This window comes from Kitasatospora sp. NPDC024654, from assembly GCF_055559155.1.
In genome coordinates, this window is record NZ_JBVHLF010000010.1 from 150,213 (window position 1) to 163,041 (window position 12,829).

6 protein-coding genes and 1 pseudogene are annotated in these 12,829 nt (G+C 73.2%); 1 reads left to right on the forward strand and 6 read right to left on the reverse strand.

Annotated features, from left to right (window positions below):
- Nucleotides 1-120: 120 nt before the first annotated feature.
- From ACZ38L_RS09300 to ACZ38L_RS09325, 6 genes are all read right to left on the reverse strand, one after another.
- Entirely contained in the window at nt 121-315 is a 195-nt protein-coding gene (locus ACZ38L_RS09300) for a ferredoxin (RefSeq protein WP_465690839.1), read from the reverse strand.
- A gap of 26 nt (nt 316-341) precedes the next feature.
- Nucleotides 342-1,541 carry a cytochrome P450 gene (locus tag ACZ38L_RS09305; protein ID WP_465690841.1) on the reverse strand — a complete coding sequence of 400 codons (1,200 nt, stop codon included), beginning with the start codon at nt 1,539-1,541 and terminating at the stop codon, nt 342-344.
- A gap of 49 nt (nt 1,542-1,590) precedes the next feature.
- Complete coding sequence (locus ACZ38L_RS09310) at nt 1,591-3,063, reverse strand: FAD-dependent monooxygenase (RefSeq protein ID WP_465690843.1); 1,473 nt, start codon at nt 3,061-3,063, stop codon at nt 1,591-1,593.
- Nucleotides 3,064-3,082: 19 nt separating this feature from the next.
- Complete coding sequence (locus ACZ38L_RS09315) at nt 3,083-3,604, reverse strand: allene oxide cyclase barrel-like domain-containing protein (RefSeq protein ID WP_465690845.1); 522 nt, start codon at nt 3,602-3,604, stop codon at nt 3,083-3,085.
- 192 nt (nt 3,605-3,796) lie between these two features.
- Nucleotides 3,797-5,353, reverse strand: coding sequence for an MFS transporter (locus ACZ38L_RS09320; RefSeq protein WP_465690848.1), 1,557 nt, complete (start codon nt 5,351-5,353; stop codon nt 3,797-3,799).
- Between the two features lie 15 nt (nt 5,354-5,368).
- On the reverse strand, nt 5,369-6,040 hold the full coding sequence (locus ACZ38L_RS09325) for a TetR/AcrR family transcriptional regulator (protein WP_465690850.1): 672 nt from the start codon (nt 6,038-6,040) through the stop codon (nt 5,369-5,371).
- 274 nt (nt 6,041-6,314) lie between these two features.
- Here ACZ38L_RS09325 and ACZ38L_RS09330 point away from each other — a divergent pair.
- Nucleotides 6,315-12,812 (forward strand): annotated as a pseudogene (locus tag ACZ38L_RS09330) (SDR family NAD(P)-dependent oxidoreductase); the annotation flags it as partial.
- Nucleotides 12,813-12,829: the final 17 nt, after the last annotated feature.

Sequence of the window (12,829 nt, forward strand, 5' to 3'; positions counted from 1 at the left end):
GGACGGGAAAGGCAGGGCGCGAGAACAAGGAACCCGTGCCACCCTCTCGTCCCCCCCTCCCCTCCCGCCCCGTGGGGGCCCTCCCCCAGGGAGACCCGGGGGGGCCCCCCCCCCGCACCGCTACCGCTCCAGCCGGACCGCACCGGACGGGCAGTCCCGCACCGCGGCCTCGACCTCGGCCCGGCGGCCGGCCGCCGGCTCGGCGTCGAGCACCACGACCAGCCCGGTCTCCTCGTCCTGGTCGAACACGGTCGGCGCGTTGAGGGTGCAGTAGCCACCGCCGACGCACTTGCCCTGGTCCGCCGTGACTCGCATGGCCGTTCCTCCTCCGTGGTCGCCGGTCACCAGGTCACGGGCAGTTCGGAGACGCCCTCCAGCCCGGCGGTGTCGCGCAGCGGCACCTCGGCGGCGGGCACCGCGAGCCGCAGCGTGGGGATCCGGGTGAAGAGCGCTTCGAGCGCCACCTCGATCTCCACCCGGGCGAGGTGCTGGCCGATGCACTGGTGCACGCCGAAGCCGAGCGCGAGGTGGCGGATGGTGTTGCCGCGCCGGATGTCGAAGGCGTCCGGGTCCTCGAAGGCCTCCGGGTCCCGGTTGAGCAGCGCGTTGGGCATGACGACGCCGTCGCCGGCCGCGATCACCTCACCGGCGATCTCGATGTCGGCGACCGCGATCCGCCGGGTGACGGAGTCGGCGATCGAGGTGTAGCGCAGCAGCTCGTCCACCGCCGACGGCATCAACTCCGGTTCGGCACGCAGCTGTTCGAACTGCTCGGGGTGCTCCAGCAGCACCAGCACGCCCAGCGCGATCATCGAGGAGGTGGTGACGTGACCGGAGTTGAGCATGACCAGCGCCAGCACGACCAGTTCCTGGTGGGTCATCTCCCCGGCCGCGACCGGGCCGCGGACCAGGTCGCCGAGCAGGCCGGGACGCGGGTCGGTCTCCATCGCCCTGATCAACCGGTCCAGGTAGCCGAACAGTTCACCGATCATCTGCTGGACGGACTCCTGGCTCTCCACCTTCTCCAGGCGGTAGCCACGGTCCTGGAAGAACTCGTGGTCCTCGAAGGGGATCCCGAGCAGCTCGCAGACGACCTTCGAGGGCAGGTGGATCGCGAACTCCGAGACGAGGTCGAGCGGTCCCTCCTTCTTCAGCAGGGCGTCGATCAGCTCGTTCGCGATCTGCGTGATCCGCTCGCGGTTCTCCCGGGCCCGCTTGAGGGTGAAGTACGGGAGCAGCAAGCGGCGTTGGGCGTCATGCTCGTCACCGTCCATCTCGGGGAGCATGCGGAACGGGCGGGGGGTGCGCTCCGCGTCGGACAGCGCCGGGAAGTCGGACCGGGTCCGGTCGTTGGAGAGCCGGGCGTCGGCCAGGAGCTTCTTGGCGACGGCGTGGCTGCTGACCAGCCAGGCGATCTTCCCGTCGAACAGCTCCACCTTCTGCAACGGCCCGTTGCCCTTGAAGGCGTCGTAGCCGGTGGGCGGCTGGTAGGGGCAACTACGGCTCTGCGGGAACGCAACGGGGGGAGTCTGCTGGGTCATCGACAGGGTCCTTTGTGTGGGGAGACGTCTCGGGTACCGGGGGGACAGATCAGTGCTCGGCGCTGCCGAACCAGGTGGTCAGGGCCACGTCCAGGCCGGTGGCGGCCGCGTTGCCCAGCCAGGCCACGAACCCGTCGGGACGGACCAGTACGAGGGCCGCGTCGAGCGCCGGCTCCGGCTCCGCGACGACCACGTCCACCCGGTCCGACCAGGCCCCGAGCGCGGTGAGGTCGGCGGCCCCCGCGGAGAGGTCGAGCAGCACGCCGTGGCCGCTCTGCAGGGTGTCCGCGATGCCGACGGTCCCGTCCGCCGTCCTGATCCGGACGTTGGGGACCGGACGGCCGAGCAGCGGGCTCTCCGGCGCGTCCGCCGCCGCCTCGAACGGGTAGCGGACGTCGCTCACCATGGTGACCAGGTGCCGGTTGACGTCGTCGTAACCGATGAGGTCGGTGAGCAGGGCGCGCAGCGGGGCCACCGACTCCAGCGGGTACATCAGCGCGATCTGCGCGCGCAGCGCCCGGCAGGCCCGCTCGCCGACCGGCTGCCGTTCGGCCGAGTAGCTGTCGAGCAGGCCGGCCGGGGCCCGGCCCCGGATCTCGGCGGCGAGCTTCCAGCCGAGGTTGACGGCGTCGTTCAGGCCGGTGTTGAGGCCGTGTCCGGCGGTGAAGAGGTGGTGGTGCGCGGCGTCGCCGGCGAGCAGCACCCGGCCGCGCCGGTACTCCGTCACGAACTGGGTCCGCCCCGCGTACCGGCGCAGCCACCGGGCGTTGGCGATCTCGCGGGTGCTGCCGGTGAGGCGCTCGATGTTGGTGCCGAGCTCCTCGATCGTCACCGGGGTGTCGGCGGCGGGCGGTTCGATGTCGAACTCGATGGTCTGCAGCCGGTACAGCCCGCGCTGCGGGTCGGGCATCGCGCCGAACACGCCGCCGGGGTAGAGCTGGGCCTCGATCTGGCCCTCGTAGGTCTCCAGGTCGGCGAGCACGCCGTACCAGGACGGACCCTCCTCGACGGTCTCGAAGCCGGCGAGCCGGCGCACCACGCTGTCCGAGCCGTCGCAGCCGATCAGGTAGTCGGTCCGGACGGTGGTCGCGGTCGTGGTCCCGCCGCCGGCCGCGCGCAGTCGCACCGTCACGCCGTCCTGGTCCGCGTCGACGCCGACCACCTCGCGACCGCGCAGGATCTCGGCGCCCAGGCCGACCGCGCGCTCCTCCAGGAGCGCCTCCACTCGCGCCATCTCGACCAGGTAGTTGTCCTGGTCGGTGACCTTGGTGAGGTCCAGCCAGAGCATGCCGAAGTGCAGCGTGGGCCAGGTGTAGAACCCCTCGCCGCGCAGCTTCTCGGCGAGCCCGCGCCGCTCGAACACCTCCAGCGAGCGCTGGTGGAAGGTCGAGACCCGCCAGTTGTCGTCGGCCTGCGGCCGCGCGTCGACGACGACGGCCCGCACCCCGGCCAGGCCGAGTTCGCCGGCGAGCATCAGGCCCACCGGGCCCGCGCCGGCGATGAGAACTGTGGTGCTGTCCATGAGCGGTCTCCCTCGGGAACTACGGTCGGTGGGAAGTCGGGTGGCGGAAAACGATCTCGGCGTGGTGGGTTTCCGGCTTCTCGCTGCTGTTCCGGTACGAGCGGGTCCCGACCATTCCCCGGTAGCGACCGCTGATGCCGTAGGCCGGAATCACCTGTTCCCGGCCGGCCATGGTCGCCGTGATGTCGACGATTCCCATCGTGCGGGCGGTGCCGTCGGCGAACCGCAGGAATTCCCGGTAGAAACCGAAGATGCGCTGGTCGGACGGCCGGACGTGGACGATGGTCACCGCGCCGGTCAGCTCGACCAGCCGCGCACCGTCCGCCGTGCTGATCTCGTTCCGGAAGATCACCCCGTCGCCGACGTCGATGCCGGGCCCGCGCAGCGACATCTCCCGCTTCACGGCGACGTCGGTGAGGTCACCGAAGACGATGTCCGACGACGGGACCGGGGCCGGTGTCGGATCCGCGGCCGGCGCGTCGGAGCTGACGAGGATCAGGGGGGTCAGCGCGGTGACTGGGACAGCGACGGGTGCGCCCATCTGATGGCGTCTCCTTTCACGTTGCACGGCTGTCGCAACCTCGACCCATGAAGTGTTGGACGCCGCACTGAAGCTCGTCTAAAGCCCGACTTGGCGCCGGACGCGACGGCTTCCTGGCGCCGGACGCGACGACTCCCCCTCTCCGGTGGGGAAAGGGGGAGTCGTGGCGCGACCGTGGCCGCCCGGGAACCGTCAGTCCCGGTTCGCCTCCTGGTGACCACCGCGGCGCGGCAGGAAGAGCAGGGTGAGCACCGCGGTGACGGCCAGGATCGCCGCGCTGACCAGCAGCGACTGCGCCATGCCGTGGGTGTAGGCGGCGTTCGCCAGGCTGGTCAGCTGCCGGCCGGCGTCCCCGGGCAGGCCGGCGGCGACCGAGTGCGCCCCCGCGACGCTGGCCGAGGCGGTGTCCCGGGCGGCACCGGAGAGGCCCTGCAGCCCGTCGGCGATCCGGTTGCGGAAGCCGCTGTTCAGCACACTGCCGATGATCGCCGAGCTGAACGAGACCGAGATGTTCTGCATCGTCCGGGACATGCCGTTCCCGGTGCCGGCCTGACTGAGCGGCAGCGAGGAGAGCACGGTGTCCACCGAGAGCGGGATGCTCAGGCCCAGGCCCAGGCCGAACACCGCCAGGCCGAGCGCGACGCTGCCGTACCCGCTGGTGGCGTGCAGCGAGGAGAGCAGGACCAGCCCGCCCGCGGTGACCACGATGCCGAGCAGGATGATGACCTTCGCGCCGATCTTCTTGGCCGGCTTCTCCCCCGCGGCCGCGCCGGTCAGCATCGCGCCGATCAGCGGGAGCAGCCGCACCCCGGTGCTCTGCGGGGAGGCGCCCTGGACCAGTTGCAGGTAGGGGGTGAGCACGAAGAGCCCGCCCATCATCGCGAAGCTGACCATGCCGAAGGTGATCGAGCCCCAGGTGAAGTGGCGGTTCAGGAAGAGCCGCAGGTCGACCAGGGGCGAGGCGGCCCGCCGCTGCCACAGCACGAAGGCGACCATGAAGAGCAGGCCGCCGACCAGTCCGACCAGCACCTTGGCGCTGGACCAGCCGTCGATCGGCTGCTCGATGATGCCGTAGGTCATGCCGGAGACCCCGATCACGACCATCAGCGCGCCGAGCCAGTCCAGCTTGGGCGTGGTGGGGTCCTTGCTCTCGGGCACCCAGAGGAAGACGCCGATCAGGCTGAGCACGATCACCGGACCGTTGATCAGGAAGACCCAGCCCCAGGCGAAGTGGGTCAGCATCCAGCCGCCGAGCAGCGGCCCCAGCGGCATGCCGAGCATGGTGCCGATCGTGGTGACGGTGATCGCCCGGTTCCGCTCCTCCTCCGGGAAGATCACCGGCACCAGGGCCAGCGCCAGCGTCATGATCATCGCCGCGCCGGCGCCCATCAGCGCGCGGGTGGCGATCAGTTCGTTGGCGGTCTTCACCTGACTGGCGATCACCGAGGCGACCCCGAAGATCCCCAAGCCGTTGATCAGGAGCTTGCGGCGACCGAGCCGGTCACCGAGCTTGCCGGCCGGCAGCAGCAGGCCGGACCAGGCGAGCGTGTAGGCGGCCGAGATCCACTGCAGTTGGCTGGTGGTGGCCCCCAGCTTGGCCGAGAGCGTCGGCAACGCGGTGGCCAGCACGTAGGTGTCCAGACCGATCACCAGAATGCTCAGGGTGAGCGCCACCAGGGCCCACCACCGCTTGCCGAGCGGTGCGTCGACGGGCGGGTTCTTCAAGGTCGTCGAGTCAATGGCAGCCATCTGCCGGTCTCCTGTTCAGTACGCGCGCTGCAGCTGGTCGCGATGGCCGTCGGCCATCTCGGTGAACATGTCGACCACGCGCTTGTTCAGCGTGGCCAGGGCCTCGGTGGACATCGGGGTGTCGCGCTCCAGCGCGCGTTCCAGGACGTACGCGAGCAGGTCGGCCCGCTCCTCCAGGGCCAGCCCGTCGTCCTCGCCGAGTTCGTCGGCGGCGGCGAAGCCGCGGGTGACACTCGACAGGATGTGGACCGCGGCCGCCGCGGTCAGACCGGGTCGCAAGGCGCCCTCCTCGCTGAGCATTTGCAGGTAGTCGGGGTTCTCCGCCAGCTCCTGCTGGGCCGAGCGGACGCTGTCGTCCTGCGCCAGGTTGCCCAGCAGGACCGGATCGGAGAGCAGCAGCCCGCGCACCAGCGGGCGCCGGACGCTCTGCAGGAAGACCTCGCGCATCAGCCGGTGCGGCAGCGCCAGTTCGGGATCGGCGCGCAGGTCGGCCACCAACTGGTCGAAGAGCTTCAGCGCCTCGCGCTGGAGCACCGACCAGAACAGTGCCTCCCTGGTCTTCCAGTGCAGGTAGACCGTGCCCTTGCCGACCCCGGCCCGGCTGGCGACGTCGTCGATGGTCACCCGTCGGTACCCGTGCTGGACCAGCAGGCCGGCGGTGATGTCGAGGATCCGCTCAGCACGCACCTGACGCGCGTCAGAGCCACTCGGAAGCCGCTGAGATCTCTTCACGACTCTAGGTTATGACCAGATTTCAAAGTTAGTCAACAGCTATCCAGCGGCGGGGCCGCCGGCCCTCCCGCACGGCTCCGGTGCCCGTCCGGGAAGCCCGTCCCAGAGCTTTAGAACCCGCCAAGACCCCCGTTAGCCCGCCCGCCGACCCTGATCCGGACAGGCGCGCCCTGACGCGAAGATCACCGTGATCGCCACCGCGACCCGTGGGGACTGATAAATGGCTCCGTCTTCCGAGCAACTCGCCGAGGCCCTCCGAGCGTCTCTCCTGGAGAACGAACGGCTCCGGCAGGACAACCGGCAACTCACCGAGGCGAAGGCCGAGCCGATCGCGATCGTGGGCATGGCCTGCCGTTACCCGGGGTCGGTGGGCTCACCCGAGGACCTCTGGACGCTCGTCCACGACGAGGTCGACGCGATCTCCGAGTTCCCCACGGACCGCGGCTGGGACGCCGAGAGCCTGTACGACCCGGATCCGGAGCGCACCGGGAAGACCTACGCCCGAAGGGGCGGCTTCCTCCACGACGCGGCCCGGTTCGACGCCGAGTTCTTCGGCCTCAGCCCGCGCGAGTCGCTGGCGATGGACCCCCAACAGCGGCTGCTGCTGGAGATCGCCTGGGAGAGCTTCGAACGCGCCCGGATCCTCCCCTCCGAGCTGCGCGGCAGCCGCACCGGCGTCTTCACCGGGCTGATGTACGGCGACTACGGCGCCCAGCTCTTCCAGCACACCCCCGACGGGTTCGAGGGCTACGTCGGCACCGGCAGCGCCTTCAGCATCGCCTCGGGCCGACTCGCCTACACCTTCGGCCTGGAGGGCCCGGCCGTCACCGTCGACACCGCCTGTTCCTCCTCGTTGGTGACGCTCCATCTGGCCTGCCAGTCCCTGCGCGAGGGCGAGTGCACGCTGGCGCTGGCGGGCGGGGCGACCGTGATGGCCACCCCCAGCACCTTCGTCGAGTTCAGCCGCCAGCGCGGGCTGGCCCCCGACGGCCGGTGCAAGTCCTTCGCGGCCGGTGCCGACGGGGTCGGCTGGGGCGAGGGCGCCGGGATGCTGCTGCTCGAGCGGCTCTCCGACGCCGAGCGCAACGGCCACCCCGTGCTCGCGGTGATCCGGGGCAGCGCCGTCAACCAGGACGGCCGGAGCAGCCAGCTCACCGCTCCCAACGGCCCGTCCCAGCAGCGGGTGATCCGGGCCGCCCTGGCGGCCGCGCGGCTGAGCCCGCACGAGGTCGACGCGGTCGAGGCGCACGGCACCGGCACCACGCTCGGCGACCCGATCGAGGCCGAGGCGCTGCTCTCGGTCTACGGCCAGGGCCGGGCCACCGGCAGCCCGCTCTGGCTCGGCTCGCTCAAGTCCAACATCGGCCACACCCAGGCCGCCGCCGGGGTCGGCGCGGTGATCAAGATGGTGCAGGCGATCCGGCACGGCCGGCTGCCCCGCACCCTGCACGTGGACGAGCCGACCCCGCACGTCGGCTGGGAGCGCGGCGGCGTGGAGCTGCTGACCGAGGCGCGGGCCTGGCCGAAGACCGGTCGCCCGCGCCGCGCCGGCGTCTCCTCGTTCGGCATCAGCGGCACCAACGCGCACGTCATCCTGGAGGCCGCACCGCCGGCCGGCGACGAGAGGCGGCCGGACGACGGACCCGCGCAGCACCCGTCCGCGCTGCCCTGGGTGCTCTCCGCCCGGACCGAACCGGCCCTGCGCGCCCAGGCCCGGGCGCTCGCCGCCCACCTCGACCGGGCCCCGACGCCGCCCGCCGCCGACGTCGGCCTCGCGCTGGCCACCACCCGCGAGCACCACCCGCACCGCGCGACGATCGTCGGCGCGGACGGCGCGGCACTGCGGGCCGGACTCGACGCGCTGGCCGACGGCCGGGCCGCGGCCGGGCTGGTCCGGGGCGCCGCCGAGGGACCCGGCCGGACGGTCCTCGTCTTCCCCGGCCAGGGCTCGCAGTGGGCCGGGATGGCCCTCGACCTGCTGGACTCCTCGCCGGTCTTCCGGGACGCGATCGAGGCCTGCGAACAGGCGCTGGCCGCGCACACCGACTGGTCGCTGACCGCCGTGCTGCGCGGCGCCCCGGACGCCCCCGGACTGGACCGGGTGGACGTCGTGCAGCCGGTGCTCTTCGCCGTCATGGTCTCGCTGGCCCGGCTCTGGGAGTCGCTGGGGGTGCGCGCCCACGCCGTGATCGGACACTCGCAGGGCGAGATCGCCGCCGCGCACGTCGCCGGGGCGCTGACGCTGGAGGACGCGGCCCGGATCGTGGCCCTGCGCAGCCGGGCGCTGACCGCGCTGGCCGGACAGGGCGGCATGGCGTCCGTCGCGCTGCCCGCCGAGGAGGTCCGGCGGCTGATCGGCGACCGGACCGACCGACTGGCCGTCGCCGCGCTCAACGGCCCCGCGCACACCGTGGTCTCCGGCGATCCCGGGGCGCTGGAGCGGCTGGTCGCCGAGTGCGTGGCCGAGGGCGCCCGGGCCCGGGTCATCCCGGTCGACTACTCCTCCCACTCGCCCCAGGTGGAGGCGATCCGGGAGCGCCTGCTGGCCGAGCTGGCCGGGATCGAGCCGCGGCGCGGCACGCTCGCCTTCTGCTCCACCGTGGCGGGCGAGCCGCTGGACACCACGGAGCTGGACGCCGGCTACTGGTACCGCAACCTGCGTGAGCCGGTCCGGTTCGAACCCGCCGTCCGGCACCTCGCCGGGACCGGGCACACCACGTTCCTGGAGGTCAGCCCGCACGCCGTGCTCACCCCCGGGATCCAGCAGACACTGGAGGACGCACTGGGCGAGCAGGCGGGCCGGGCACTGGTGGCCGGGTCGCTGCGGCGCGAGGAGGACGGCTGGGCGCAGCTGCTGGCCTCGCTCGGCGCGCTGCACGCGCACGGCCACCCGGTCGACTGGGCGGCGTTCTTCCGCGGCCTGCCGGCCGCCCGGCCGAGCGAGCTGCCCACCTACGCCTTCCAGCAGAGCCACCTCTGGCTGCTGCCGGCCGCCGGCGGCGGCCCCCGCGCGGACGGGCTGGCGGCCACCGGCCACCCGCTGCTCGGCGGCGCGGTGCAGCTGGCCAACGGCGCCGGCACGGTGTGGACCGGCCGGCTCTCCCGGCGGGCCCACCCCTGGCTCGCCGAACACCGGGTGCTGGGGCAGCTGATCCTGCCGGGCGCGGCGATCGCCGACCTCGCGCTGCGGATCGCCGGGCGACTCGGCTGCGACCGGGTCGCGGAGCTCGTCCTGCACAGTCCGGTGGTGGTGCCCGAGCAGGGCGGGCTCTGGCTGCAGGCGGTGGTGGACCTCCCGGACGACACCGGGGCACGCCCGCTGACGCTGTACTCGCGTCCCACCACGGACGACGAGGCGGACGGCTGGACCCGGCACGCCACCGGCCGGCTCGCCACCGCGGCCGACTTCGCCGCCAACACCACGTCCGTCCTGGGAAGTTGGCCGCCGGCCGGCGCCACCCCGGTTGACGTCGACGGCCTCTACGACGACCTGGCCGGCACCGGCCTGGAGTACGGGCCGGTCTTCCAGGGGGTGCAGGCCGCCTGGCGCGGCCAGGACACGGTCTTCGCCGAGATCACCCTCCCGGACGAGACCGACCGCACCGGCTACGGGATCCACCCCGCGCTGCTGGACGCCTGCCTGCACCCGATCGGCCTGCTCACCCCGCTCGGTGAACCCCATCTGCCTTTCTCCTGGCAGGAGTTGACGCTCCACGCCAGCGCCGGCCGACGACTCCGGGCAACCGTCACACTGACCGGACCCCAGGCCGTCCGGCTGGCCGTCACCGACGAGTCCGGCGCGCCCGTACTGACCGTCAGCGAACTGACACTACGTCAGATCCCGCGGGAGCAGCTCGCCGGCGCGACCCGGCCGAGTGCCGGCGACGCCCTCTTCACCCTCGACTGGCCCACCCGACCGGCGCCCACCGACCTCCCGGACCACTCCTGGGCCGTCCTCGGCGGCCCCGCCGAGCTGGTGGGCGACCTCGCCGCCGCGGGCGTCCCGGCGACCCCGCTCGCCACTCTGGCGGAGCTGCGCGAGCCGGCCGTGGTCCTGGTCCCCGTCCCGCCGGCGGCCCCGACCGAGGTGAGCACGGCTCTCGGCCAACTGCTCGATCCGGTAAGGGAGTTCCTGGACCAGGAAGCCGGCGAGGACACCCGGTTCGCCGTGCTCACCCGGGGAGCGGTCGCCACCGGCCCCGACGAGGACCCGGCCGACCTGGCCGGCGCGGCGGTCTGGGGCCTGATCCGCTCCGCGCAGACCGAGAACCCCGGCCGGTTCCTGCTGCTCGACCACGACGGCCGGGCGGACTCGTACCGCGCGCTGCCGGCCGCGCTCGCCACCGGCGAGACCCAACTCGCCATCCGGGCAGGCGAGCTGCGGGTGCCACGACTGGCCCGCCCGGCCACCGTGCTGACTCCGCGCGGCGGCACCGACGCCTGGTACCTCGGCACCACCGGCACCGGCTCGCTGGAGAACCTGGCCCTGCTCGAGGACGACACGGCGGGCCGGGACCTGGCGGGCGGCGAGGTCCGGGTCGAGGTGCGGTCCGCCGGCCTGAACTTCCGCGACATCATGCTCTCGCTGGGCCTGGTGACCACCGACTCCCGCCGGCTCGGCGGCGAGATCGCCGGAGTGGTCGTCGAGGTCGGCCCGGACGTCACCGCGCTGGCCCCGGGCGACCGGGTGATGGGCCTGACCTCCGGCACCGGGCCGACCGTGGTCACCGAGCGGCGGCTGCTCACCCGGATGCCGCACGGCTGGTCGTTCGCCGAGGCCGCGACCGTCCCGGTCGCCTTCGCCACCGCCTACTACGGCCTGCACGACCTGGCCCGGATCACCGCCGGTGAGTCCCTGCTGGTGCACGCCGCGGCCGGCGGGGTGGGCATGGCGGCGATCCAGCTCGCCCGGCACTGGGGCGTCGAGGTCTACGGCACCGCCAGCACCGGCAAGTGGGAGGTGCTGCGCGCCCAGGGGCTGGACCGGGACCACCTCGCCTCCTCCCGCGACCTGGACTTCGAGGAGCACTTCCGGGCGAGCAGCGCGGGCCGCGGCATCGACGTGGTGCTGAACTCGCTGGCCCGGGAGTTCGTGGACGCCTCGCTGCGGCTGCTGGCCCCCGGCGGCCGGTTCGTCGAGATGGGCAAGACCGACATCCGCGATCCGGAGCGGGTCGCCGCCGACCACCCGGGCGTCCGTTACCAGGCCTTCGACGTGCTGGACACCGCGGGCCCCGACCGGGTCCAGCAGATCCTCGCCGAGCTGACCGAGCTGTGCGAGCGCGGCGTTCTGCGCCCGCTGCCGGTCACCGCGTGGGACGTGCACCGCGCCCCCGAGGCCTTCCGCCACCTCAGCCAGGCCCGCCACGTCGGCAAGGTGGTGCTCGACCTGCGTCCCATGCTGAACCCCGCGGGCACCGCCCTGATCACCGGCGGCACCGGTCTGCTGGGCGGGCTGGTGGCACGTCACCTGGTCACCGCACACGGGCTGAGGCACCTGCTGCTGCTCAGCCGCAGCGGTCCGGCCGGGGCCGGCGAGCTGGCGGACGAGCTGCGCGCGCTCGGCGCCGAGGTCACCATCGCCGCCTGCGACGCGGGCGACCGGGAGGCGCTGGCGGCGGTGCTGGCAGCCGTGCCGGCCGAGCACCCGCTGACCGTGGTGGTGCACGCCGCGGGGGTGCTCGACGACGGCATCGTCCAGTCGCTCACCGCCGAGCGGCTGGAGACCGTGCTGCGGCCGAAGACCGACGCCGCCTGGAACCTGCACGAGCTGACCAGGTCCGCGGAGCTCCAGGCCTTCGTGCTGTTCTCCTCGATCGCGGGCACCGTCGGCAGCGCCGGCCAGGCCGGCTACGCCGCCGCCAACAGCTTCCTGGACGCGCTCGCCCAGCACCGCCGCGCGCTCGGCCTGCCGGCCGTCTCGGTGCCGTGGGGCTACTGGGACCAGGCCAGCGGCATGACCGGCCATCTCGACGGGGCGGACATCGCCCGGATGACCCGCAGCGGGCTGGTCCCGCTCAGCTCCGCGCGCGGCCTCACCCTGTTCGACACCGCGCTCGGCGCCGACCTGCCGGTCGTGGTGGCCGCCCAGCTCGACACCGCGGCCATGCGGGGCATCGCGGGCGGCGCCCTGCCGCCCGTGCTGGCCGATCTGGTCCCGGCCCCGCTGCGCCGCCGCACCCCGAGCGCCCCGGGCGGGGCCCCGGCCGGCGGTGCCGACCTGGCCCGGCAGCTCGCGCACCTGTCCGCCACCGAGCGCGAACGCCTGCTGCTGGACCTGGTGTCGAGCCAGGTCGCGGCCGTGCTCGGGCACGGCTCACGGGACCGGATCGCCGCCCAGCGGGCGTTGAAGGAGCTCGGCTTCGACTCGCTCTCCTCACTCGAACTGCGCAACCGGCTGAACACCGCGACCGGCCTGCGGCTGCCGCCCACCCTGGTCTTCGACCACCCCACCCCGGCCGCGCTCGCCCAACAGCTGCTGGCCCAGCTCACCCCCGACCCCGCCGCGGCCGTCCGGTCCGCCCTGGAGGAGATCGAACGGCTGAACAAGGACATCTCCGAGGCCGCGGCGGACCCCGCGCTCCGCGAGGACATCGGCAAGCGGATGCGCGCGCTGCTCTGGCGGTGGGACGACGACCGGCTCCCGGCCGACCCGCCCGACGACCTCGACTCGGCCTCCGACAACGAGCTGTTCGAAGCGCTCGACCTCGAACTCGGCACAGCCTGACCGGCGACGGGGCACTC